The organism is Pseudoalteromonas sp. XMcav11-Q (genome assembly GCF_040104525.1).
Lineage (GTDB): Bacteria > Pseudomonadota > Gammaproteobacteria > Enterobacterales > Alteromonadaceae > Pseudoalteromonas.
Map to the genome: position 1 here is coordinate 390,885 of NZ_JBECOX010000002.1, position 24,438 is coordinate 415,322.

General features: G+C 42.9%; 19 protein-coding genes. 4 read left to right on the plus strand and 15 right to left on the minus strand.

The features are described 5' to 3' along the window. Positions 1 to 214: 214 nt before the first annotated feature. The gene (gene rsgA / locus ABMY45_RS05180) at positions 215 to 1,258 is read left to right on the plus strand and encodes a ribosome small subunit-dependent GTPase A (RefSeq protein ID WP_206472449.1); all 1,044 of its coding nucleotides are present in this window, start codon (positions 215 to 217) and stop codon (positions 1,256 to 1,258) included. A gap of 242 nt (positions 1,259 to 1,500) precedes the next feature. On the opposite strand, the gene ABMY45_RS05185 is transcribed toward rsgA, so the two are convergent. The 3 genes from ABMY45_RS05185 to ABMY45_RS05195 all read right to left on the minus strand — a co-directional run bounded on the left by ABMY45_RS05185 (position 1,501) and on the right by ABMY45_RS05195 (position 5,098). Beyond that, positions 1,501 to 3,471, minus strand: coding sequence for a TonB-dependent receptor (locus ABMY45_RS05185; protein WP_206472447.1), 1,971 nt, complete (start codon positions 3,469 to 3,471; stop codon positions 1,501 to 1,503). Positions 3,472 to 3,750: 279 nt separating this feature from the next. Then, complete coding sequence (locus tag ABMY45_RS05190) at positions 3,751 to 4,107, minus strand: hypothetical protein (RefSeq protein ID WP_206472445.1); 357 nt, start codon at positions 4,105 to 4,107, stop codon at positions 3,751 to 3,753. A 235-nt stretch (positions 4,108 to 4,342) separates the two neighbouring features. Continuing rightward, positions 4,343 to 5,098: a hypothetical protein gene (locus ABMY45_RS05195; RefSeq protein WP_349288528.1), complete on the minus strand. Its 756-nt coding sequence runs from the start codon at positions 5,096 to 5,098 to the stop codon at positions 4,343 to 4,345. Positions 5,099 to 5,440: 342 nt separating this feature from the next. On the opposite strand from ABMY45_RS05195, the gene ABMY45_RS05200 reads away from it, so the two are divergent. Next, on the plus strand, positions 5,441 to 6,625 hold the full coding sequence (locus ABMY45_RS05200) for a serine hydrolase domain-containing protein (protein WP_248298710.1): 1,185 nt from the start codon (positions 5,441 to 5,443) through the stop codon (positions 6,623 to 6,625). Positions 6,626 to 6,692: 67 nt separating this feature from the next. Here the strand turns inward: ABMY45_RS05200 and ABMY45_RS05205 are convergent, their stop codons facing one another. From ABMY45_RS05205 to ABMY45_RS05260, 12 genes are all read right to left on the minus strand, one after another. Continuing rightward, positions 6,693 to 7,664, minus strand: a complete 972-nt coding sequence (locus tag ABMY45_RS05205) for a transposase (protein WP_174169485.1) — start codon at positions 7,662 to 7,664, stop codon at positions 6,693 to 6,695. Positions 7,665 to 8,082: 418 nt separating this feature from the next. Further along, a complete protein-coding gene (locus tag ABMY45_RS05210) occupies positions 8,083 to 8,856 on the minus strand; it encodes a M48 family metallopeptidase (RefSeq protein ID WP_010603667.1) in 774 nt (257 codons plus the stop codon). Beyond that, positions 8,819 to 9,205 (minus strand): TM2 domain-containing protein, encoded by a 387-nt coding sequence (locus tag ABMY45_RS05215; RefSeq protein ID WP_174169484.1) that lies wholly within the window; start codon positions 9,203 to 9,205, stop codon positions 8,819 to 8,821. Before ABMY45_RS05215 ends, ABMY45_RS05210 begins: the two co-directional genes overlap by 38 nt. A gap of 18 nt (positions 9,206 to 9,223) precedes the next feature. Beyond that, a complete protein-coding gene (yidD, locus tag ABMY45_RS05220; RefSeq protein ID WP_095727766.1) occupies positions 9,224 to 9,448 on the minus strand; it encodes a membrane protein insertion efficiency factor YidD in 225 nt (74 codons plus the stop codon). Then, complete coding sequence (locus tag ABMY45_RS05225; protein ID WP_010603664.1) at positions 9,441 to 9,665, minus strand: DUF4177 domain-containing protein; 225 nt, start codon at positions 9,663 to 9,665, stop codon at positions 9,441 to 9,443. The genes yidD and ABMY45_RS05225 overlap by 8 nt, the downstream gene beginning before the upstream one ends. 374 nt (positions 9,666 to 10,039) lie before the next feature. Beyond that, the gene (locus ABMY45_RS05230) at positions 10,040 to 10,756 is read right to left on the minus strand and encodes an aspartate/glutamate racemase family protein (RefSeq protein WP_174169483.1); all 717 of its coding nucleotides are present in this window, start codon (positions 10,754 to 10,756) and stop codon (positions 10,040 to 10,042) included. A 63-nt stretch (positions 10,757 to 10,819) separates the two neighbouring features. Next, positions 10,820 to 11,953 carry a PepSY-associated TM helix domain-containing protein gene (locus ABMY45_RS05235; protein WP_349288529.1) on the minus strand — a complete coding sequence of 378 codons (1,134 nt, stop codon included), beginning with the start codon at positions 11,951 to 11,953 and terminating at the stop codon, positions 10,820 to 10,822. A gap of 187 nt (positions 11,954 to 12,140) precedes the next feature. Then, on the minus strand, positions 12,141 to 14,246 hold the full coding sequence (locus tag ABMY45_RS05240; protein ID WP_206473144.1) for a TonB-dependent siderophore receptor: 2,106 nt from the start codon (positions 14,244 to 14,246) through the stop codon (positions 12,141 to 12,143). 65 nt (positions 14,247 to 14,311) lie between these two features. Continuing rightward, the gene (locus tag ABMY45_RS05245) at positions 14,312 to 15,154 is read right to left on the minus strand and encodes a response regulator transcription factor (RefSeq protein ID WP_206473142.1); all 843 of its coding nucleotides are present in this window, start codon (positions 15,152 to 15,154) and stop codon (positions 14,312 to 14,314) included. 93 nt (positions 15,155 to 15,247) lie between these two features. Beyond that, positions 15,248 to 17,113: a S8 family serine peptidase gene (locus tag ABMY45_RS05250; protein WP_206473140.1), complete on the minus strand. Its 1,866-nt coding sequence runs from the start codon at positions 17,111 to 17,113 to the stop codon at positions 15,248 to 15,250. Positions 17,114 to 17,971: 858 nt separating this feature from the next. After that, the gene (locus ABMY45_RS05255; RefSeq protein ID WP_227387735.1) at positions 17,972 to 18,964 is read right to left on the minus strand and encodes a helix-turn-helix domain-containing protein; all 993 of its coding nucleotides are present in this window, start codon (positions 18,962 to 18,964) and stop codon (positions 17,972 to 17,974) included. Next, positions 18,964 to 19,872 carry a GGDEF domain-containing protein gene (locus ABMY45_RS05260; protein WP_206473136.1) on the minus strand — a complete coding sequence of 303 codons (909 nt, stop codon included), beginning with the start codon at positions 19,870 to 19,872 and terminating at the stop codon, positions 18,964 to 18,966. The genes ABMY45_RS05255 and ABMY45_RS05260 overlap by 1 nt, the downstream gene beginning before the upstream one ends. Positions 19,873 to 20,222: 350 nt before the next feature. On the opposite strand from ABMY45_RS05260, the gene ABMY45_RS05265 reads away from it, so the two are divergent. Further along, entirely contained in the window at positions 20,223 to 23,012 is a 2,790-nt protein-coding gene (locus ABMY45_RS05265; RefSeq protein WP_349288530.1) for a TonB-dependent receptor, read from the plus strand. Between the two features lie 100 nt (positions 23,013 to 23,112). Then, on the plus strand, positions 23,113 to 24,372 hold the full coding sequence (locus ABMY45_RS05270) for a metallophosphoesterase (RefSeq protein WP_349288531.1): 1,260 nt from the start codon (positions 23,113 to 23,115) through the stop codon (positions 24,370 to 24,372). Positions 24,373 to 24,438: the final 66 nt, after the last annotated feature.

Genomic DNA, 24,438 nt, shown 5'->3' on the forward strand with positions numbered 1-24,438 from the left:
ATTCAAAAAAGTTTAAGGAGAATTTGATGATTGTTTTATTGAGCCACCCGGTAAAAGTTGTAGCTAGGTGTGATTAGTAGACTTTAACTTTCGTCTTTTCTAAATTTTTTACTCCTTTTACCCGGTGTGATGCCTAATGGGCTTATCCGGGGTCAATGATATTCATTAACCCTGCTTGATTTTTGCAGTCTTTCTGCATTTTTGAGATTTTATAATGAATACATCTTATTCGCCAACACTGCTTGGTTGGCAAGCATTTTTTCAACAGCAACTGACACTAACAGAACTAGAATCATCAAATCTTGGCCGCGTGATAGCGCACCACAGAAGTAATTATTTAATCCAGTTGCAATCACGACAAATTTCTTTAGCTACTCATGTATCACTGCCTAGTATGACGGTTGGTGATTGGGTTTTGTTGGATGAGAATTATCAATTTATTAGGCTATTATCCCGCAAATCGGTTATTTCAAGGAAAGCTGCGGGCAGTAAAGTCGCGGAGCAATTGATAGCCGCAAATATCGATAGCCTGTTTATTGTTTGCTCGCTAAATCAGGATTTTAATCTAAACCGGATCGAACGTTACTTAGCACTGGCTAACGAAGCTCAAGTGGAGCCAATTGTTGTTTTGACCAAGAAGGATTTGGTCGATTGTTGGCAACAGCAAGTACAACTCGTTCAGGAGTTGGATCCATTTTTGACAGTCGAAGCGATTAATGCGTTGGAGCCGAGCTCCGTTGAGTGCCTAAAAGCTTGGTGTAGCGTGGGAAAAACGTTGTCATTTGTAGGTTCTTCTGGTGTGGGTAAGTCCAGCTTGGTGAACACGCTGTTAGAGTGTAAAGAGCAGCTCACCGGTTCAATCCGTGAAGATGATGCAAAAGGGCGGCACACGACAACCTCTCGCTCGTTACATTTTATGGACAATGGCTCAGTGTTGCTCGACACACCAGGAATGAGGGAGATCCAACTAGCCGATTGCCAACAAGGGATTAGTAAAACATTTGCAGAAATTGAAGTGTTAGAAAGCGCTTGCCGCTTCAGTGATTGCTCACATCAAAATGAGCCCGGATGTGCTGTTCAGCAAGCGATAGAGAGTGGCGAACTTGAAGTTAGGCGCTTCAACAACTTCATAAAACTAAGAAGTGAACATCAAAGAAACAACGCCAGCCTAAAAGATAAGAGAGACAAGGAAAGAGCACTTGCAAAGAAATATCGTTTTGTACAAAGCGATACTAGAAGACTAAAAAAGGGCTACTGAGCAGTAATTGCTAGTTCTGTTTATCTTAAACCAAAGTGGACTCGCTCCACTTTGGTTTTTGCTTTTCTACGCTAAAGTACAGCTAAAGGGCAAGTACGGCTAAAGAGACACCCACTTATCTTTTGAGGTGATAAGTTAAAATGATAAGTTAAAAAGACACCCATTTTTAAACTGTGACGCTAGAGTGGGTGTCTGCATATGCCAACATGAAATTGTATCGTTTCAGCAAAGCTCAGAAATAATTAATGACCAAATTTAATGCGGATCCCTGCATTGACCGTAAATCCATCGTTACGAGACCAAATATCAGTTGTCCATCGTCCACTTGGAGCCTGTTGGGTTAGCAATATTGGCTCTTCTTTAGTTTGCCGAACATTGAGCAAGTTCTCTGCATTTAAGAAGTAACTTACGCTACCAAGAGTGATTTGACCAAGTAAGCCTAAGTGCCAGTAAGCGTCGCTTCTATCACGGTAAGGGTTATTTTCGAGATGCTGTGTACCAGTATAATAAGCTTCAAAACCTAGTAGGTGACTGCCATGCTTTTCCCACATAATTACTGCACCAGCAGAATGTGTTGGTGTTAGGGTTAAGGGAGTTCGGCCAGTGCCTAATCCGCTAAGTTTTGTTGCGTCAGTATATAAATAGCTTCCAGTTATTTTGATGTCATGCCAGCGGTATCGCAAAAGCAATTCTGCGCCACGAATTTCGGTCTGGCCTGGGTTATTCACTAATCGAACGTGGTTATTTGTATTCGGGCTTTGGGCTTCGATGATCTCAAGCTCAGTGACATTGTCGACATCCGAGGCAAACAGGGTGACACTTGTTTCAATGTCATCAAATATATAGCTGAGATCAATAGACGCTGTAGTCGCCAGTTCCTCCTTTAAGTTACTTAAAGGCTCAAGGCGAGACAGGCCACTGTCTTCAATATCTTCAATAAAAGGTGTCGGCGCAAAGAAGCCTTGACCGTAGGATCCGCGAATTGTCCAGCTGTTTGGATTGTACAAAATGGATGCGCGTGGACTAAACTGAGTGCCGTATTCACTGTGCCAATCGGTTCTGGCGCTCAATGATATTGAAACGTCTTTTTCTGTGTCATAGTCTATCTGTGAAAATAACCCAGGTACTTGATAGTTATAGTTAAACTCTGAAAAGTCATCAGACTCAAAGCGGTCAGACTGATAAGCTATTCCAACAAGCCAAGCAATAGCTTCACGATAACCCGATACACTAGATTCAAATAAGTAACTTTCATGGTTATCTGTTTCTTGAGTCAGCCCATAAACATGGTCATGCTCCTGATGCATAGCTGAACCACGAACACTGAGGTTTATTTCTTCACTAAGTGGTTGGTCGAAAATAAAACCGCTATCTAACCTTAATGAGTCTTGGTGTTGAGGAAATGATTCGCCAGTAGGTAATGTATCCGTTTGTTGCGTACCACCTTCACGATTTTCTTTCATCGCACCAAACGTCCAATAAAGGTTGGCACCGTCTTCATCTTCCCAATAAAAACGTGGGCGAACGGTCGCGCGCTCATAGCCTGCTATATCAAGCCAGCCATCCTCATCTAAATCTTGCTGAGCTTGATGATGAAGTCCCAGAGTAATTGACGCACGAGTACTTGGGGTCAGTGGGGTTGCAAAATAGGAGGTAATATCTTGACCACTTTTTGATGTTGCATTGAGTAGCACTTCACCTTCAAATTCATCCCCTGGTGTACGAGAGATAAGATTAATCACCCCGCCTAAGGCTGACCCACCATACAAAGAAGAAGCTGATCCTTTGATAATTTCAACATTGGCTAAGTCGGTTGGAGGGATTTGAAGCAACCCAATTGACGCAGTTTGTCCACCATATAATGGCAAACCATCACTAAGTAGCTGGGTATAGCGACCATACAGGCTTTGCAATCTTATGTTGGCACTGCCTAAAGCCGGAGAGGTATTTTGTACTCGTACACCGCCAGTTTCAGCAACTAGCATAGAAATATTTCCGGGCCGCATTAAGGCTTTTTCTTGGATTTCTTCATTATTGATAATTTCAGTTCTAGTTGCCGATTCGTTCACGATCCGACCAAGTCGTGACGCGGTTACTTGAATTCTCTCTATTTTATTCTGGTTATGTTCGTCATGATGTTGGTGTTCTCCTGCATAAGATACAGACGGGCCAAGTAAGATAGCCAGCGCCACCTTTGAATATTGATTAAGCATGTTTTACCTCAGGTAATGCAAAACACTGTGAAGTTTTTTATTAGTTTAATACCAGCTCAAATTGAGGAAAAAACCTGACGCGAGCTACGTTAAAGGCTTATTATTTAGAACGACTAAATAATAATATTTTCGTCTTGCCCACATGGGTGTAGATACCTTGGCGATAGCAGGGCGCGGTAGCTGTGTTATCGACAAGATTTTTTCGCCTCAAAATAAACCGCTTAATTAAGTCAATTGGTATAACTTTCGCAGCATATAAATTAAATTTTTAGTAAGAATTTAGTTTGGCTGTAGCCTAAGCGGTAAAATAGGAGGCCGATAGAATGAGGTCACAATACTATGAATATCTGGAGTCTGAGTCGATCGTACAGGACCACCAAAACGAATGAGTTCTGAGGCAATAGGGTTTATAGGAATGTATGCAAAGGTTGCACAGGCGTTTTCTGGGCAAATGCAATCGTTCTCACAGCAATCTGTGTCACAACAATCATCTGCACCTTGCTGGTATTCGTTTTGAGATTCAAGTGTGATTGATTGCGTGATAATAATGTCATCATCAGATACAAAAAAGGGTGATGCTAATGCTTGCCCAACAAAGGCAACCAAGATTGTCATCATAATAAGTAGTTTTGACATTCCCTTACACATAATAATCTCAACTCGAAACTGCTGCACATTGTAGGGAATAATTTTATATAAGTGAAGTGTATCGGAGACGATAAATGAGCGCTGATTATAAAAGCCTGTGGCGTAGCGATACTAAAAAGTTAAGAAAGGCTGTTTATTATCCAATATGAACTCAGGTTTTGGGTCAAGGTGGACTTATTCCACCTTTTTTGAAATACGTATAGCGACTTAAAAATTATGTAAACTAGAAAGTAAATTTCAGATCTTTAATAACTCTTGATTGGATACCTCTAATCAAGCTATTTTCTTTAAGTTCACCGTTAAAATGACCTGTTCTAACTCTCTGAATTTCCATGTCAAATTCACATGGTTTTGAAGTTGAAATCTGTTCTAGATCTATGAAGCCAGCGCTTTTTGCATTGAATGTATTGCTTGTCGAGCTTCCAAACTGTGTTGAGAAAGAGCCTGTCACTAACCCCCCCGTATTATTTGAACATGCATAGTTAACGATAAGAGATGTTTCACTAGCTGAGTCTATTCCATCAATATGAATTTCAATATTTTCATCATATCGAAAAGTTTTCTCTGCTTCGGGGGTAAGCACCAGAAAGCCTAAAAGAAGCTCAACAGACGCTGAAGCATTTGCTTCTTTCTTGCGATTTAACTGGATAGTATATAGGCTGTTACCAGTTACAACTGAGGATCTGCCCTCGTAATCAATATCAAGAATGTCAGTATCTTTAGCCAATTGGATCGTCTGGCCATTTACGATCGCTCTTAGCGTATCACCTTCGCTTAAGTTTACATTAGAGCCGAACGAGTCCCCGACGTTTAGCTCGGCCACAATTCGGGCTCTCTCCCCATTTGAAGTTATTGATATATCAGCACTAATTGCGTTTGTTTTCAACAGATCAGATTCTGTCTCAGATGTACAAGCCGTAAGAAATGTGCTGACACTGGCTGCGGTTATAAGTAACAGAGAAGATTTGGTTGATTTCATTTTTTACCCGTGATTCATTTAAAAGCAGATTCTCCGATTTAGAAACAGGGATGACAAGTTAAAAAATGTAATAGGGTTGTACAGTAAAAGGAAATAATCACTGTTAATCGCAGGGGTATGTGTTTATCCAACTATGTTGCTCGTCGCTTTCCTCGGAGAGAAAACGTTAAAAAGACACCCATTATTAAACTGTGACGATAAAGTGGGTGTCTGCATATGCCAACAATACAGGCGCTACAGTTAGTTTGATGTTTGAAACTTAATTGTCGTCAAAGCAAACTTTTTACGGCCTCAATACGACAATAATATTTTAGTGTTTGAATAGGCCGATATATGAGAGTCATGAAAATCACACTGCTGGCAGCTCTGGTTACTGTGGCGAGCTGTGCAGAACAAAAGTTGAAAGCTGTAGCACCAGATTATGTAAATAAACAACGAGTATTCGAGCAGAGTATTCGCGAAATTAATGATAACGGGGTGAGTAGTGAAACAGCGAGTACACTTCAATCCAGAATGAGCACATACCGCGTCCCTGCTGTTAGCATTACTGTTTTTGATAATAATCATATTCTTTGGTCGAAAGGTTACGGCGTTACAGATGAGTACTCAAAAGTGAATGTAACGCCGGATACGCTGTTTCAGGCTGCTTCCATTTCTAAAGCTGTAACGAGCTTTGGTGCTTTTAAGATGATAGAGCTAGGTCGTTTTGGACTACATGAAGATGTAAACAGTAAGCTTACACGCTGGCAGGTCCCCAATAATAAATTTACTAAAGAAAATAAAGTGACACCCAGTCGAATTATGAGTCACACCTCAGGGCTCAATGTACAAGGGTTCGCTGGTTATGGCAGAAACCAAAAAACTCCTTCGCTCGTACAGGTTTTACAAGGGAGTGAGTTGAGTAATTCCCCATCAGTTAGAGTGTTTCAAACACCTGGGAAGTCTGAATTTTATTCAGGTGGTGGCATGACAGTTTTGCAACTGTTGATGGAAGATAGTAGTGGGCTGTCATTCTCTGAGTTAATGGAAAAGCAGGTATTAAAGCCCCTAAACATGAATAACAGCTCTTTTGAGTTAGCGTCGCTGAATCTGCCTCAATATAGAGTTGCTAAAGGTCATGATTTACAAGCAAATATGATCGCTGGAGGTTATCGTCTATATCCTGAAAAGGCAGCTGCGGGGTTATGGAGTACTCCTTCTGATTTAGCATTATTTATGATTGCTCTAGGTAAGTCCTATCGTGGTGATGAAGAAAGCTTATTATCTCCACATCTTGCGAAAGTCATGCTTACTAGAGTTCCCGGTGCTGGTGGTACAGGAATAGGACTCGATGGAGAAGGTAACGCTTATAGATTTAGACATAGTGGTGGGAATGCCGGGTATACTTGCTATGCTGTGTCTTTTGCTAGTGTTGGCCGAGGTTTTGTCGTTATGACAAACTCAGACAATGGCTTTCAATTAATCCATGAAATCTCTAGAGCCATTTCTGAAGTTTATGATTGGCCTGCATTATGGATGCATGAATAAGCAAGCTATATTGCTTCTCGCTAAGGTGCAATTGGTCTAGGCTCTCAATTATTAATTAATTTGATGATTAACCAAAAAGTGCTAAACAATTGGAGATATTCGAACGCCGTTGAATTGAGAGTGAATCACAATATTTTTGCTTTGCTGCTGAGCTACCTGCAGCTCCATGGATCACAGTACTAAATTGTGTTGTCAGGGTTATCCAGTTCTTAGAGGTTAGATTTAACCTGTCTAAAATCGGTTGTTTGTTTATAATGCAACCTATTTTGTCACTTCTTATGCAACGCCCTGTGAGTTCGACCAGTTCGAGATATGATGACAGCTCAAGCGGTATACCTTTAGGCATATGCTTTCTCGGATTGCCAGCAAATCGGAATAGTGAGCGAGGTTGCTTACCTTGTTTGGCTAATTCAATACGCTTTTTTACACTCGTGTATTTAGATTCTTCAGGTAGCTTAGCTAGGTTAGCGCGAATGGGATTTAGATCAACATAAGCCATGCACGCAGCAAGTGCAGCTTCATCAAGTAGTGCTTGTGATTTGAAGCGCCCTTCCCAAAACCGACCTGTGCATTGGTCTTCTCGATTTGCTCGTCGTGCAATATACTCATTAAGAGTTCTCATAAACCAGCTTATACAGGTTATGCGTGATCGATATATATTGATAGTGTTATCAAGTATTGATCTTTCCGCATCTGATAATGGCTCATTACGAATAAACTTATGTGTGAGCCAATTGCCTTTAAACTGCTTGTGCCAGCGAATGATAATAGCTTTGTCAGTTAGACGTTTGGCTTTTTGAATATCAACGTGCAGAACTATATGAGTGTGGTTATTCATAACCGCATATGCACAGACATCAATGCAAAACGTTTTTTTAAGGGCGAGTAGCTTTTCTTCGACCCAATCTCTGCGATGCTCGTAAGAACGCCCAGTGGCTATATCCTGACCGCAAAGGTAGGCTTGCCTAACACAGCGAGAAATACAGTGATAATATTTGGTTTCTGATAGACAAATTTGTCGGCAGCGTGCAGTGGCCATATTAGATACCTTCAATCCTTTGAATGTATCTTAAGAGTAGATTGCCTTAGCCAATTTAACAAATGAAATACTAAATAACCTGAGCTGTGGATAATTAATGCCTTTCTAGCAGCCAGTTTTAGTGCTAACTGCGTTGAATTCACTTCCAATAGCCAGCTATTGGCGCGTAAATTCGCCTTGCCTACAGGATGTAGGTACCTTAGCGAGAGCAGGACGCGGAAGCGGTGTTTTCCCTAAAACTCTCTGGCTAGACAAGGAAAAAACTAAGTTGTGCTTTAGCAACAATGAGTTGGAACATTCCTTATCCAAACCTCAGGTTAAATAGGTGGGTGTCTTTTTAAAAGCTTCTTTTTAAAAGCTGTTTTTAAAGTTTCTACTGAGCAGAATTTAATAAGACACCCATTTTAACCTTTAAGGATCACGGGTTTTGTTTGAGCTGCTCGATGCGTTGCTCAAAACTTGGGTGTGTGCTTAACCAACTATGCTGTTCATCGCTTTCCTTGGCGAGTTTTTCGAATATAGAGATCATTGCGTCACTATTACCATACAGCGCCATTAGCTTGTTATGCGCGTACAAATCAGCCTCGAGTTCAGCTTGCTGAGAGTAATTTTGGTTGATACCTAACATTGCGCCCTGCATCATAAGATCTGAGAGCGCAGAGATGTCACCCAATACGACACTCAAACTGACAAATACGATGGACGAGCTCACAAGAGATTCCATGACGTGATTATGCTCGACATGACCAATCTCGTGGAGTAATACTGCGCTAAGCTCTTGCTGAGTAGATGCCAGTTCGACCATGTTATCGGTGATCACAATGCTACCATCGGCCAATGCCATGGCGTTGGCTTTATCTTTCCACTGCCTAAATTCAAGTTTAAATTCACGTTCACTCGATGCATTGGTGCCAAGCAGTGAGACAAATAAAGCGCGAGTCTCTTGCTGTTTGATTTCACTTAGCTTTGACTCCGAGAATTCCGAGTTATCTAGCTCGTTTAGGCTTCCTTCGTCGATGATTTGGTAGATTTGTTTGGGCAATGAGGCCGAGATCTCTTCAGCGAAGTACGGCACGCCTTTGGTATAAAACTGATAACCACTAAATAAAACGACCACTACTGTGGCCGCTATAATCCAAAGCCACTGCGTTTCTTTAGATTGTTTGACTCTGTTGTGTATCTTTGAGCTCATCTAGTACTTCTCGCATTACATCGATGTTGTATTTTCTCACTATTTTTTGGCTGTTAAATAACTGAGGTAGCTCAATTAAACACACTAAAATTAGCAGAACCCAGCCATAAAAGAGAATAAATACAAGCCCCAATAGCATTAAGGTGAGGTTAATTACACCTCGTGCTGTTTTACCCAGATAAAAGTGATGTAAACCTGCGGCAAAAAAGTAATTGAGTACGGCGTAAGTATCAGGATCTTTTACTAGCTGTTCTTCAAGTTGGTAGTACTGCTTGCGCGCTTCAGGACTTAGCTGAGCAACTTGGTTTCTTAACGATTCTTCTTGTTCTCTTAATGCTATTTCGTCCATGCAAACTCCTAGGATTGGTCACGGTAGGGGGTCTGACTTTACTTCAATACAATCTGGGTCATTACAGCGCTTGATACGACAAAAGCCGATACGCACGCCTTTAAAGAAGCCGTATTTTTCGATTGCTTGATAGGTATATTCAGAGCATGACGGCGTAAAGTTACAACTTATATTGAAGTGGGTTTTTGCTCCACCATTCGCTTGATAGCGGCGAATGGCAGACAGAGCAAAGCGTTTAAGCACGTTTACGACCAAGTGTTAAGATCACGGCTTCACGGCTCCAAAATAGCAGAAAACGTTTGTTTTCGATAACTTGGAAAACAAGCTGCCAGCCATCTTGCGCTTCCATGTTTAAAGTTGCTTCAAGTTTTTTTAACGGTAATCCACTTGAGCCAAGTAACAGTGTGCCGCAGCCACCTTCAACTACATGGATAACTTTATATTCGTCGTATTGGGTCATAATACATCCCTGATTTAATTAGGGCCTGTTGACCTTTCAAGTTTGTTTTTGCAGCAGTTTGATTGGTATTTATACAAGGCAGAGCCTGCGTAGCATAGTTATTCTATGTAAGTTAGGCGATAACACAGTAGAAATGCCAATCAAGCGCTGCCCTTTGGGTTCCCCTGAGTGCGCTTTGTTCATTGTTGCTCAACTTTTGCCTAGATTACTAGGCGACAAGTCGAGCGTCGCGATCAAAACACACTCAGGAGAACAAAAATCAAACAGCAAAGGTCAACAGGCCCTAGAGTAAGTGAAATTTTATTCTATAGGAGCCAAGTAATCGCGACAATAGCGATTTCGTTGTTATTTTTTAATTACAACAAAATTTGATATTACTCATGAATAAAGCAAGATGTAGCCCCGAGTGACCACTCTACAACGGCTTCGGCATGAAGTTTGGTTGTGTCATAAAGAGGGACTTGAGTATGCACTTGTTGAACGAGCAAACCGATTTCTGTGCAACCTAAAATAACCCCTTCAGCCCCTTGTTGATAGAGTGCATCGATGATGTCTAGATAAGTTTGCCTTGAGCTCGCGTTGACTTCACCGCGACATAATTCGTCATAAATTATGTGGTGAACTAAAGCTTGTTGGTCCCCATCAGGTGTTATGACCTCAATGCCGTGAAGATCTTGTAATCGTGCTTTATAAAAGTCTTGCTGCATCGTAAATCTCGTACCTAACAGCGCAATGCGTTTTATGCCGTCATTTTTAAGTCGCTTCGCGGTTGCGTCGGCAATATGCAGTACAGGCAATCCTGACGCTGCGCTAATTTCATCTGAAATTTTATGCATGGTGTTGGTACAGATCACAATGGCATCTGAGCCGGCAAGCTTCAATGAAGTAGCAGCACCTGCCAAAATGGTCGTCATTTTCTGCCAATCACCAGCTGCTTGAAGCTCTGCAATTTCGGCAAAGTCGACGCTATACAAGCAAAGCTTAGCACTGTGTAGTCCGCCAAGCTTTGCTTTAACGGTTTGATTGATAAGCTGGTAGTAGCTTTGTGTTGACTCCCAACTCATACCACCAATTAGCCCAAGTTGTTTCATAGTGATTGCTCGTTATTTGCTGATAATAACGACAATAACGGATCTGGATTGAAACTTGAACCGTCAGCTTAGGGCGAGTTGCCGGTTTTTCTTACTCTTGAGTTTCTTACGCTTTCTTTGCCACCATAAATATAACCCAGTAAAGCCAAGCAATACGGGGGCGAGTCCCATAATGCACCAAATTATTTTACTGGTAAGCCCTGCAAAGTGGCCAAAGTGAAGTTTTCTAAAACTGTCGATTACCCTGTCTACAGTAGACGCCGTTCGAATATCGTAGGCAAAGGTTTGTATACCAGACTGCGCGTCAAAACTAACCGTTGCTGCATAGTTACTAATGAACGGGTTGGCATCGGCGACGCTACCAAAAATGGTAATGTTGGTTTGCTCTGGCTCAAATGGAAATAGCCAGTAGGTTGGTTTAAGTCCGTTAACCGCACGATGGCTTTGGGTCATCATGGCATCAAAATCTAATGAGTGATTAAACATTGCGTGGCTGACAATATGGTGCTCATCTTCTTGGTGTTCAAAAGCCTCGTGGTAATACTCCACTGCATTAAAGTAAACGCCAGTAATACCGAGCGCGAGCAATACTGGCGCACTCCAAATGCCAATTACCTTATGCAGGTCGCTCATCATGACGAGCTGAGGAGCTTGTCGCCTAAAGCTAAAGAATCGCCGCCAAAAGCGCCGATATATCACTAAACCGGAAACACCGAGCAGGGTAAAAAGTATAGCCACAGCTAAACCGATAACGACACCCATGTGTGGAAAGGTTTTACTCACATCATCGAGTAGTAAGGTGTAATGTAGGTGAAGAATAAAATCAGTAAAGTCGCTGTGAATACCCACAGGCTCGCTTAGCATTTTGCCTGCGTACGGATCTAGATACGTTTTAAACCACGTGTCTGTGCCATGCTTTAATAAATAGACTCTATCAGCTTCATAGCCATCATCGAATATTTCCCAGCTACCAATTTCATAATTTGGATGGGTGTCTGCGACATAATTAACGAGCACCTTCATGGGCTGACGTTGGACGTCTTGGTCTTGATAAGTCAATGTCGCTTGCTTTGGAAGTAATAGGCTATCTATCTCGAATTTAAACACCAACATGCTACCTGTGACTGACATAACGGCGAGCGGCAGTATCGCGATTAATGCCATTGCACTGTGCCATTTAAATAGTGTTTTACGCATTGTTTTCCTTTGAGTTAAAGCTAAATGAGAATGAATAAAGGGATGAATAAACAGGCTGAATTAACAAGGACACCCACCTTAATGAATTAACAAGGACACCCACCTTAATGCTTGCAGGCGCGTTAAGGTGGGTGTCCGTTTAAATCTTTCAGTCTATGTCCTTCCGTAAATTCTCCTAGATGAGTGACTAAAAGCGGTAGTGAAGACCGATATCGGCTTTACGCTCAGCACCCATCCAGCAGTTACTTTCGTCATAGCATGCACCAACGTATCGCTTGTCACTGAGGTTACTAATGCTAAAGGTGAGCCTGGCTTGCTCGCTGAGTTCATAATCAAAGGCGATGTCGAATAAGGTATAGGATGGCACGGTATCTGAGTTGTATTTGCCAACATAACTCTCGCCAACATACCGAGCACCAACACTTACTTTAAGTGCGTCTAGCAGGCTTGGATAATAGTTCAACCAAAGCGATGCGGTGTTATCTGCAACCCACACTAAGCGTTTCCCCACCAAATCTTGATCTAATTCGTTTTTAGTGACTTTCTGGTCCAGATGCGTGGCATTGAACTGCACATCAACTTGTTCGTTAAAGGTGTGAGAAGCCTCAAGCTCAATACCTTTGGACTGGATTTCACCGGCTTGAGTTTTCGTGACAAAGTCTTTGCTGTTAATGATTTCGTTCTGCTTGGTGAGATCGAATAGCGCAAATGTTAGCTGTGTATCGCGAGATTGATATTTAACGCCAAGTTCCCATTGTTCTGCTTCAGTTGGTTTGAAGGCTTGTTGAGTTACGCTATCTTCTCCTGCAACGGGCTCAAATGACTGACTATAGCTTACGTAAGGTCGCCAACCAGAATCCAGCTGATAAAGTGCGGCAATCCTCCCGGTGAGTTGGGTGTCATCAATAGTTGATTCCGTTTGCCACTCGGTGCCAGCGTAGTTTTTATCAGCAGTAACATCACTTGTGAAACTGTCGTATCTAAGACCTGCCAAGAGGGTTAGCGCTGATATTGTCACTTCGTCTTGGACGTAAAACGCACGGTTACTCTGTTCAATATCGTGCGCTTCGGTATAGAAGTTAAGTGGCAAAGCGCCTACATCAAAGGCTGCATAATTGGGCGCTGCTAGATTAATGTTTGGTGTGCCTGTCCCGAGTGTATCCCAATACCCTACGGTTGAGCTTAAGGTTTTGTATTCAAAACCCAAGAGCAAGTGGTGTGATGAATTGCCAACGGTAAAGTGAGTAGACAATTGGTTGTCTAAAACATAGCCATGTTGCGTTTCATCGGTTTTATATGCTGCACGGGCAAGTATGGTATCGCTATCTGCAATTAAGTTTTGGTTGTAGGTATTTTGCTGTAGGCCTTCTGCATCGGTGTAACGCCAGTTGGCAAACAAAGCCCAATTGTCGGACAAATTGTGTTCCAACTTTAGCCCTGCCATTAGCGTTGTTCTATCAAAATTAGACCAATTGATATCGCCTGCAAATGCATCGGCATCTAGATAACCGTAACTTGCACGCGTGAGCGTACCAACGCTATGTAAGGGAGTGGACGGTATAGCTTTGGGATCGTCTTGGTAATAAAGCTGTGCAGTTAAAGCCGTATCATGGCTCGGTTGCCAGCGCAGTGATGGTGCAAATACAGTGCGTTCTTCTTCAGTTGTTTTTTGCTGGCCATCACTTGTTCTTGATAGCGCAATGGCACGATAGCTCAGCTCATCGGTGATCACACCTCCATGATCAACGCCGATTTCTTTGAGCGCTCTGCTACCGACTCTCAGGCGAACCTGTGTTTGCTCAGTGCCATTGGCAAGCTTTGCGATTTGATTCACCATGCCACCTGGCGGGGCTGAGCCGTAAAGTACTGACGCTGGTCCTTTTAGCACCTCAATGGTGTCGGTGGCAAAGGCATCAACTTGAGGATATAAATTCCAAAGGTTATTGGATTGTAGTTCTAGGCCATCGTAATAGTTTCGATAAGATTCAAAACCGCGAATAGTGTATTGGTCAAAAATGGTGACCGTGCTGCGGCTTTCTGGTGTGATACCAGAAACATAGCGTAACGCAGCATTGACCGAGTCAGCTTGGCGTAGTTGCAGGGTATCTTGATCTATATGAGAAATAGAAAAGGGCGCGTTGATTGGTGCTAAAGACGACTTTGTTCCGGTACTTTTATATTGACTGCCCTGAACTTCTATTCTTTCTAACTCATCTTTTTGGTTTTCATTGGCACTTGTGGTTTGAGAAAGCAGTGAGAGGCACACTGCAGCATAGAGCGTGTTAATTTTCATTGTTCTACTACTATGGATAATGAGAGTGATTCTTATTATATATATTTTGCACGGTTCAGTTTTGTCTAAGAGTGCACTCGTTGTGAAATTTGTTTGGGAGAAAGAGAAAATAAATGTTTAAAACGACGGCTGAAGTGCGCCTGATTTTTAAATCCGCTATCAATAGCAATTTGATTTAAGGATGCGGAACTATTGAGTAACTCAAAATAAGCGTGAGTGAGCCTAGTGCGGATCAGATATTCACTGGCACTCAGATCAGATGCGGCAAAGAGTTTGTGAATATAACGTTTTGACCAGCCAGAATGCTCACAAAGCATATCGATACAAAATGCTTCATCACTTGCATGTGTGGAGATGAGCCGTTTTAACTCCGCCAGCGGCGATGTTGGTAATTGAGTCGGCTGGCAAGCACTTAGATGCAGTACAATTTCATCTTCAAGCCATTTTGCCGCTGTTAAATTTAGCGTTGCGGCGGTTAAGGCGCTTTTGAGTAATGTTGTTAGACCAGAGGGAATTGTCAGTGCTTGTCCATGCAAAAGCCGCTTGCCCGTTCGAGATGCGAGCCAATTGATTGGAAAGTTGAAGCTAACGGCGTGGTATTGTGTAGGAAGGTGAAACACATGTTTTTGATTTGCTTCAAGATAAATTAACTGTGTTAGATCAGCACGCTGTAAAGATTGTTCAGTCAACCACCAACCATTTCCTTCTGAGATAAGGATCAAACTACCATAGTTTTCAGGCATCATCGCCGCAGTTTGCGCAGTGCGATGGTAAATAATACCATCGAGCTTTACTTGCGAGATACTACTACAGATGAGTGGCACTTCGGTGTGTAGTTCACCGTCAGATACATGGTCATAAAACCCTTGATGTAATAATTGGCTGTAGAGATCTAATACAATACTCATTAAAAACAAAAATGGCGGCTCAAACGAGCCACCACTGTACTTGTTTTTTCAATAAACCCAAAACGAAATGAGATTTATTTGTAATAAAGCCAATTAGTAGCTTGCAACAAGTGTTACACCAGAGAAGCTAGAGTAGCCACGTAACTTGATGTAATAGGTTGCACCTTGGCCTGAACTTAAACTACAAGATTCGTTGTTACCATTTAAGAACGGACGACAGTCATAGGTTGATGTCGTAGGTGCCGCACCTTTACGAACATACAAGTCTGCATCGCCAGAACCACCAGAGCTTGCAACTGTTAATGTTACATTTGCTGGAACATCAATGGTGTATAGCAACTCTTGGCCAGATGCACCAGCTAGACCACTTACTGGGATGCCATTTTCTAAGCAATTACTACCACAGCCACCTGGATCAGATGAGTAAGTACCTGTGAGGGTCGCATTTGCATACGCAGCGTAACCATTTAGCATCACATACCAATCACCTGCAGTCGGATTGGTGAAATCGCATGATTCATTGTTACCATCCAGATACGGGCGGCAAGCGTAACTATTCAGCGTTGGTTGAGAGCCTTGCTGTACATACAGGTCGGCATCGCCAGTACCACCAGCAAGTGAGAAGTTCAGTGCGCTAGCGCCTGCTGGAACAACCAACTTATAGAAAGTTTGCTGACCAGATGCACCAGATGCACTGACGCCTTGGCCGTTAACTAGCTCTGTGATTGGATCTGGGTCCGGATCAGGATCAGTGCCATCAGCTAGTGTATAAAGTAGCTCGTTAGGTGAACCGCTTTGTGGGTTAGAGACTTTACCTTTTGATGAGCGTTGGCTCAGCAAGCTATCAATTTGTGACGGGCTTAGACTTGGGTTTTCATCCAAATATAGCGCAACAGCACCCGCAACGTGTGGAGCGGCCATCGATGTACCGCTGATGGTATTGGTTGATGTATCTGAGTTATACCAAGCTGAGGTGATGCTTGAACCCGGTGCATAAATGTCTAGACAGTTACCATAGTTTGAGAAACTAGAGCGGGCATCGCTGCTTGTGGTTGAACCCACAGTGATTGCATTGGCTGCACGTGCTGGTGAGTAATTACAGGCATTGCTATTGTCATTACCCGCCGCAACAACAAAGCTAACGCCCGAGGCAACTGCGTTATTTACTGCGTCATCAACAGCTTGAGAAACGCCACCACCCAAACTCATGTTAGCAACGGATGGGCCTGATGCATTGTTTTTAACCCAATCGATACCAGAGATAACGCCTGAATATGAACCCGAGCCGTTACAACCCAATACTCTTACGCCAACGATATTGACGTTTTTCGCTACCCCATATTCACCGCCACCAATTGTGCCTGCAACATGGGTACCATGACCGTTACAGTCTGTTGCATCATTGTCATTATCAACAAAGTCATAACCATGTGATGCACGGTTACCAAATTCATTGTGACTAATGCGAACACCCGTATCGATAACATAGGCCGTTACGCCAGTTCCATCAAAATCATAATGGTAGTTTGAGTTTAGCGGTAGATTACGTTGATCGACGCGATCAAGACCCCAAGTTGGATTAGCTTGGTCGCCGCTTGCTGTGATAGCTGGAGTCACTGTAACCACTTGGTCTTGTTCGATATAGTCAATATTTGGGTTATTAAGCAAACCTTTTAGTTGCTTTGCCGATGCATTAATGACCACACCGTTTAGCACGCCACCAAACTCTTTTGTAATGCTTACGTTATGTTTATTCTGTAACGCTTTAGCTTGCTTATTAGCGAAGGCTGCAACCGCTTTACTGTCTTTGACATTTAAAACAGAAGGTGTTGTGAATACCACAATATACTGATCATCGATTGCTTTGTTTGACTCTACGCTAAGTATTTTAGCGGCTTGTGCGTTGACTGAAGTCAAACCCGCTAATACTGCAAAACTAATAGCACTTAATTTACGCATTTTGTTGTTCCTTGCATGTTGTTTTGTTTAATTGTGTTTACCAATCTCAAGGTTATGAACTTATCTAGCTGCTGTAGACGCGTTATTCACCAAAGTTCAACGCTTGATTGCGTTTGTTTTGAGATAATGAGCAACGCCAGCTAAATAAAAATTGCACATAATTTCGACTGGTTACACTAGGATAGAAGTAAAGCTTAAAAAATAAACAAAAAATACAAAAAAAATTTACAATGCGTATTTTAATGCATAGATTAGCAGGCCAGATAAGCGAGAGGTTTGCTCCTGCTTTTTATATTTTACCAATAAATACATGTGGTTAATTTTTATTTTAGGGAGAGGTAATACTACAAGGAAAGGGGAATAAATAGGCTGTAAAAATTCCAAATGAGTATAGTGTATGTGATTTTTGTTAATTTATCTTTACGTTTAGGTTTGGTTTTTGACTTTTGAATTGTTAACAAGGACAAAACCAACTAAGGTGAAAACCATGCTTATTATTAAACCTAGTTGATACAGCTTTAGCTTCTCTTTGCTCCTCATTTTCTATGCCGATTTGTTGAATATCGCGGTTATATAGCAACTTTAAAGCCACTAAACCATCCCAAGTTAAGCCCTTTTTGCAGTAACTGCATCACCATTGCTGTGCGCTTGTAGAATTGTTCTCTGTGCTATTACAACCGACCAAACCCGCTACCATCATCGCCATTGCAGCGCCCGTTAATGCTTTCATGTTTTTAATCCTCTTTGTTATCTATTAACGTGCTTAGCTTCGGCCTAGGATCGAAACGCAGTCACGTTATAAAAGACCTAGTAACCGCAAGATCCATTTCAGTGTAGAAGAAAAAATGGGGGATAAAGTTAAATCTTACGAAAATAGGAAGGCGTTAATCCCGTCCATCGCTTAAATGCACGGCGAAAATTAGTGATGTCGCTAAATTGTAAAGCGGTTGCAATTTGTTCATTGGAATAGCCTTGCTCGGTCACGTAAAACATGGCTTGTTGACGATGCAGTCTGTCTTTTTCGTTAATAAAAGTAGTCTGATGTAGCTTGAGTTTGCGTTTAAAAGTTGCAGCGCTCATGCCCATTATTTCGGCGATTTGCTCACTATGATATTTAGGATATTTTAACTGTAAGCGGTGCAGCTGGGCGAGAAATCCACGCTGTGGTGAGGGCAAGGCTTTTAACTGCCGAGCCACTAAATAAGGAAAAGTGCCAATTTGTTGCTGAGCTAAAGCTTGGTTACTCATTACTACGGCAAAATCACTGTGATCAAAGCTGTAAGCTAGGTGTATATGGCTCAGGTATTGCGCGACTTGTTTTGGCTTTGTATACGGAAACTGCAATGTTAATGTGGTTTCTGGGCTGCGCCACTTAAGGTAGCCACAACAAAGGCTTGCCATTGTTTCACATAAAAATCGCGTGACCGCAGGCTTACCTTCTGCAATGGCGGGTGAGAACAGTAAATGGCAGCTTGTTTCTGTCTGGAGTTTTCTAACGTGGTAAAAAGGCAGTATATCCAAACCTTTAAGCAGAAGTACTTTGAGTAATTGCTGTATATTGTGGCAATTAAATAGCAGCTCGGCATGGTGACTGATTAGGGTATTAAGTAGGTATTGGCCGTAAATAAAACTGACTTCCTGACAGCTCGTCTGACTGACAAGGTTGCTTACTATTGTTTCAAACTGCTCATAACTAATGAAGGTTGGGTTAGCGTGCAGATCGGTATAAAACAACTTACTGCCTTTCAAAATGACGTCTGCATGTACACCGCGCTGGGAAGCCAACTCCACCAAGGGGAGTGCAAAATAGCGACTCGCAAGTTGTTTTGTTTGGCACTCAAAATAGGACATTAAGCCGCAGCTACCTTGGTCTGATTCAGCTCGTTCACAAGCGCTGCTATCAAAGGTTCAAATTCACAGTGTTTGTCATCAACTTCGATACAGCTCCATCTCACTGCACTATATTGCGGCTGGTTTTCACCGTCATCATAATTGGCATGGCGGGCGATAAATTCGGCCGTACGGTTGGCAAAAGCTTGGGCTTGAATATGGTTGGTTTGTGGGTGAACGACCACAAATTTATCCGCTGCAAAGCGACATAGCAGATCACTCTCTCGCATGCTCAAAGAGAGCATATCGGCAATATCGCGTAGTAACTGATTACTTTTTTGCATACCATGCTGGCGAGCGTAAGCGGCAAAATCACAAATATCGAATAGTGTTAAGCAAAATGGGCTATTGCCATTGGCAAGGCGAGATTGTTCGTGGCGAACTTGATTTTGCATATACTCTACGCTGTAGAGGCCGGTGACAAAGTCGGTCATGCTGTGGTCACGATAAAAGCGCTCTTTTTTCATTAAGGTTTGATTGAATATGCTTTGTTCTTTATACCAGTAATAGGCTGAAATACTCATCAGCACCATGCCAAAGCAAGCAGGGATCGCTTCAAAACTGGTTAAATAATGGGGCGTGAACACCACCATCTCATCTAAAAAATCCCACAGCATAGAAACATACATGGCACTCAACCCTGCAAACAGTAGGTTAGTGACGAGTCCTTTTGGTCGAGTGAGCAAGGTCACCGCTATCCAAATCAGTGTCATCAGCGTGAGGCCACCTTCACCAACGCTATCGAGCCAATTGACGTCCGACAGCGGTCGCAATACAGAGGTATAGGCCGTGATGGTAATGGCAACCAGTGTAAGTACCACCAGTAGCAACCACCGCGATTGATGCAGTAAAAAAGGCTGAAGTTTCATGTTTGTCGTCTAGTCAAAATTTAAAGCGATATAGTAAAAACTTGCGCTTGGTGCTGATAGGGTCAATTTAGCTCAATAAAGGCGATGTTTTTATGACAAAAACCGCAATACTTTTGCATAACAGCAGCTAGCAAACCGATTGTTATTCAGAGTTCAGGTTAAATATCGTTGCCAAAATTCTAAGGGCTGGGGGGTCATATCGGCTCAAATTTACGCGTTCGGCTGGCATAAACGCCCTGTTATAGGCTGCAGCGCACTCAAGTGAAATAAAAGCGTCACGTTTTCGCACTAGGGTAGCCGCGACGTTTTAGCGGGGCGCTAAAATTCTACTCAACCTGTGCGAGCAAATAATGAAAAAAAATCTACCGACTAGCTTTACACTTTCTGCCGTTGCGATGATCTGCGCTGGACTGACGTTAAGCTCAGCTGCAAATGCTAACACCCTAACAGGGCAAGTCAGTTCCGTATCGAAAAAGAGCCACTTTCAAGGGGCTAAAGTGGTGATCAAAGAATTAGACAGAACCCTTATCTCTGAGCGAGATGGTCGCTTTACCGCAACGAATGTCCCAGCGGGTAATTATACGCTTGAGATAAGTTATCTTGGCGCTGAAACCGTGACTAAAAGCATCACAATTACTGATAACCAAGTCACCGGTGTTCAAGTACAGCTTGGTTCTCAAACGGGCCAAATGGACGATATTATTGTTGTAGGGCAAAGAGCTGGACAAGCTGGTGCATTAAACCGACAAAAAAATGCGCTATCGCTTAAATCTATTGTTAGCGCCGATTCCATCGGTCAGTTACCGGATCAAAATGCAGCTGAGGCGCTGCAACGTCTGCCTGGACTTTCTATTCAACGAGATCAAGGTGAAGGCCGTTTTGTGGCAATTCGTGGGATCGACCCAAATCTAAATAACGTGACCATCAATGGTGCCAACGTGCCTTCTCCTGAAGCGGGCGTGCGCTCGGTGGCGATGGATGTCATCCCAAGTGAGTTAGTGCAAAGCCTAGAGGTGAGTAAAACGGTTACACCGGATATGGACGCATCGGCTGTGGGCGGTAGCATCGAAGTAAAAAGCCTCAGTGCTTTTGACCGAGAAGGGCAGAGCTACAGCGTAACGTTACAAGCGTCACACAATGAACAGGTGAGCGAGACCAGCCCAAAAGCGTCGTTTAGCTTCACCGATATTTATGCCGCAGGCAAAGAGGTGGAAGTTGGGGTTGCAACGGCGGTATCTTGGTTTGAGCGTGAGTTTGGTTCTCATAATATGGAAACCGATGGCGGCTGGATGGAACTAGAAATGGACGATGTGAACTCAGGAGAAGAAGTGAGCTTCTTTGGTGCTGAGGAAATGGAGCAGCGCCACTATCGTATTACGCGAGAGCGTTTAGGAGCGGCACTGAATCTTGATGTGCATCACAAAGGGTTTAACAAATACTACTTACGCACGCTCTACAGCAAGTTTTCTGACGATGAATTTCGTCAACGCAATGAGCACAAGTTTGACAAAGGCGATGTATTTGCCGATGAGCTAAGCCAAAATGCGGCCTATTTCTCAGGTGCAGAAATGGATAGAGATACCAAAGACAGATATGAAGAGCAAAGCATTTTATCTGTGGTTTTGGGCGGCGAAAACTTAGTGCAGGATTGGTTTATTGAATACAGCATTGGCTACTCGAAATCAGATGAAAGCGAGCCAAATCGCTTGGATACCTCATTTGCTGGAGAAGACTTTGCGCTAGGGTATGTACTGGATGGTAAGACACCCACGCTTTCAGCAGATGAAGCTTCTCAGCAGCTTAGCAATTTTGAAATCGATGAAATTGTCTGGGAGAACAACCTAAGTGAAGATGAAAATACTAGCTTTAGACTGGACTTAACTAAAGACTTCACTTTACTTGGTCACAATGCGCAAATTAAATTTGGTGGTAAATATGCCGACCGTGAAAAGTTTAACCGCGTTGACGCCAAGCTATATGACGGCGGCTTTGATGATCTAACGGCGAAAGACTTTGCCGCCAATGAGCCTGAGTATGAGCTTGGGGCCTTTGGTCCGGGTTTAAGTCGCGGCCAGATCCGCGACTATTTCTACAGTACCCGCAGCGCCCTTGAGCTAAATCAGCTTGAAACCGATATTGAAACACAAGGTCGATCGTACATCAGTGAAGAAACCGTCACCGCGCTCTATGCTATGTTGACGGTTGATATAGATAAACTCAATGTTATTGCCGGATTTAGATACGAAGACACAGATTATGCAACGAGTGGTAATCGCGTTGAGCTTATCAATGATGAAGTGAATGACGTTGAGCGCGTCGAGATCAACCAATGGCAAGTCGAAGATAGCTACGACCACTTGCTACCAAACTTAACATTACGCTATGAAATCAGCGACAAACTGATCACCCGTTTTGCCTACACACAAACTCTTGCGCGTCCAAGCTTTGAAGATGCAGCAGCATTTCAAATCATAGAAACAGAGACCACAGAAGATGAGGGTGAAGTTGAAATTGAGCGTAAAGCCGAAGTCGGAAACCCAGACTTAGACCCATACAAGTCAACAAACTATGACTTCTCGGTAGAATATTACCCCGGTGCGATTGGCGTGTTATCTGCGGGCGTTTTTCACAAAAACATCGATAATTTTATTGCCAAAGCCGAGGTGCAAGATAACGGTCAGTGGCAAGGCTATAAAGAAGTTATTCAAAGCGTTAATGGCGGCGCCGCTGAACTGACAGGGGTGGAGCTTGCATACACGAAGAACTTTCAAAACGGTTTGATGCTCTCAGCTAATGGTACATTTATTGACGCTGATGACAATCTACCAAACCAATCCGACACCGTGGGCAACCTGATGTTTGGTTATGAAAATAGCCAAATAAGCGCAAGGTTAAGTGCGTCGTACAAGAGCAAAAGCTTTTTGTTTGAAGAAAACAAGCAGCGCGTTTTCCAAGACGACCATCTGCAACTCGATTTCAGCATGAAGTACTTTTATACCGAGCAAACTCAGCTTTATTTCAACGCGATCAATTTAACCGACGAGCCGATGAGCATTTATCAAGGCGACACTCGTTACAACTACCAATACGAAACCTATGGGCGTTCATTTGAGCTTGGAGTAACGGTAACGTCTTTCTAAGAGAGAAGTAGAGGTGGGGTCTTAGGTATAGGATGTATTAAAAGGACATCCACCTTATTTATATGCAGGAGGATGCAGTGGTAACACTGCGTCGGTAACAATGAAAATAACATCAATAGCATTACTATTCGCGCTTAGTAGCACAGCGCAAGCCGCAGAAAATATTAACTTTCTGGCCTTTGGTGATGGCGGCTATCACCCAGATTATCCAAAAACAAAGCACATTAAATCGCCTAAAAATAAGGCTGAGTTTATTGCTGCTGAAAAGGCGGATTGGTTAGAAGAGCATCGCCCGCTCGAAGAGTTTAATCATGCGCCTATCTATGTTTATCCGGGAACCGAAACCGCAACGGAGGAAACCGGTGCGTTGGTGGTTGGACAGGCAATGGCCTCTTTGTGTGAGAAAAAGCCATGCGACTTTGCTATTCAGCTTGGTGATAATATCTATCCTGATGGAGCGGCGGCTAACGATGGCAAGGACGACCAAAAGCGTATGGATGACTTGATTTTAGGGCCGCTAAAGCCGCTCCTTATTCAAAACCCAGAGTTGGTCGTGTACTCAGCATTAGGCAACCACGATTGGAAGACGTCTCGTCGCGGCGTGAAATTACAGACCGAGTGGATGGCTAAGCAAGCTAATTTTCACATGGATGACAAAGGTTATTACAGCTACACCTTTGGTGAGACAGGCAATAATGTCGAGTTTTTTGTACTTGATACCAATATGTTGCTCTCTGGCCAGCATTATTACGAAATTCCACTAAAACCGGACGGTAGTGAACAGGGACTGGCGAGTGCACTGGCAAGCGGACAAGCTGAAGTGGAAGACATTGAGAAGCACGAGCAACCTGTAAATGGGGAAGATCACAGGCAATTGGCTTGGCTTGCAAATGGGCTTAAAAACTCAACCGCAAAATGGAAAATTGTATATGGACACCATGTACTTTGGTCGATTGGTGGCACCAAGTACGATGAAGCTCATGTGCTACGCCGCTTAATCTTACCCGAACTATGTGAGTACGCAGATGCATATATTGCAGGCCATGAGCATGATTTGGAGCTGTTAACGGACGACTGCTCGCGTGTACTTCCCGGAAACACAAAGCCTAAGTTACCACTTATTATCAGCGGCGCCGCATCAAAAATGCGCGGCACGCATACACCGCTTGCTAACTATCAAGAAAAGCGTTACCCAGAGTACGACCTAGTCTGGAATAAAGCTTTTACTTGGGGCTTTGCGCATATCGAATTAGACAACCAAAAAGACATGTTAAATGTGTCGTTTTACTCAACACCAAACGATTTAAGCGGTCAGCTGGTGCCAGAGCAAAGCTTTAGCTTCGCTCACCGCAGTAAGTAACGGATCAGCAGGCGATAAACATGCGGTTTTAAGCAATTAAAAAGGGTGAAATACAGATTAAATGTA

What these genes read in the sequence shown, in the direction of transcription:
- rsgA (WP_206472449.1), top strand. Translation starts at nt 215, where the DNA reads ATGAATACATCTTATTCGCCAACACTGCTTGGTTGGCAAGCATTTTTT.
- ABMY45_RS05185 (WP_206472447.1), bottom strand. Translation starts at nt 3,471, where the DNA reads ATGCTTAATCAATATTCAAAGGTGGCGCTGGCTATCTTACTTGGCCCG.
- ABMY45_RS05190 (WP_206472445.1), bottom strand. Translation starts at nt 4,107, where the DNA reads ATGTCAAAACTACTTATTATGATGACAATCTTGGTTGCCTTTGTTGGG.
- ABMY45_RS05195 (WP_349288528.1), bottom strand. Translation starts at nt 5,098, where the DNA reads ATGAAATCAACCAAATCTTCTCTGTTACTTATAACCGCAGCCAGTGTC.
- ABMY45_RS05200 (WP_248298710.1), top strand. Translation starts at nt 5,441, where the DNA reads ATGAAAATCACACTGCTGGCAGCTCTGGTTACTGTGGCGAGCTGTGCA.
- ABMY45_RS05205 (WP_174169485.1), bottom strand. Translation starts at nt 7,664, where the DNA reads ATGGCCACTGCACGCTGCCGACAAATTTGTCTATCAGAAACCAAATAT.
- ABMY45_RS05210 (WP_010603667.1), bottom strand. Translation starts at nt 8,856, where the DNA reads ATGAGCTCAAAGATACACAACAGAGTCAAACAATCTAAAGAAACGCAG.
- ABMY45_RS05215 (WP_174169484.1), bottom strand. Translation starts at nt 9,205, where the DNA reads ATGGACGAAATAGCATTAAGAGAACAAGAAGAATCGTTAAGAAACCAA.
- ABMY45_RS05225 (WP_010603664.1), bottom strand. Translation starts at nt 9,665, where the DNA reads ATGACCCAATACGACGAATATAAAGTTATCCATGTAGTTGAAGGTGGC.
- ABMY45_RS05230 (WP_174169483.1), bottom strand. Translation starts at nt 10,756, where the DNA reads ATGAAACAACTTGGGCTAATTGGTGGTATGAGTTGGGAGTCAACACAA.
- ABMY45_RS05235 (WP_349288529.1), bottom strand. Translation starts at nt 11,953, where the DNA reads ATGCGTAAAACACTATTTAAATGGCACAGTGCAATGGCATTAATCGCG.
- ABMY45_RS05240 (WP_206473144.1), bottom strand. Translation starts at nt 14,246, where the DNA reads ATGAAAATTAACACGCTCTATGCTGCAGTGTGCCTCTCACTGCTTTCT.
- ABMY45_RS05245 (WP_206473142.1), bottom strand. Translation starts at nt 15,154, where the DNA reads ATGAGTATTGTATTAGATCTCTACAGCCAATTATTACATCAAGGGTTT.
- ABMY45_RS05250 (WP_206473140.1), bottom strand. Translation starts at nt 17,113, where the DNA reads ATGCGTAAATTAAGTGCTATTAGTTTTGCAGTATTAGCGGGTTTGACT.
- ABMY45_RS05255 (WP_227387735.1), bottom strand. Translation starts at nt 18,964, where the DNA reads ATGTCCTATTTTGAGTGCCAAACAAAACAACTTGCGAGTCGCTATTTT.
- ABMY45_RS05260 (WP_206473136.1), bottom strand. Translation starts at nt 19,872, where the DNA reads ATGAAACTTCAGCCTTTTTTACTGCATCAATCGCGGTGGTTGCTACTG.
- ABMY45_RS05265 (WP_349288530.1), top strand. Translation starts at nt 20,223, where the DNA reads ATGAAAAAAAATCTACCGACTAGCTTTACACTTTCTGCCGTTGCGATG.
- ABMY45_RS05270 (WP_349288531.1), top strand. Translation starts at nt 23,113, where the DNA reads ATGAAAATAACATCAATAGCATTACTATTCGCGCTTAGTAGCACAGCG.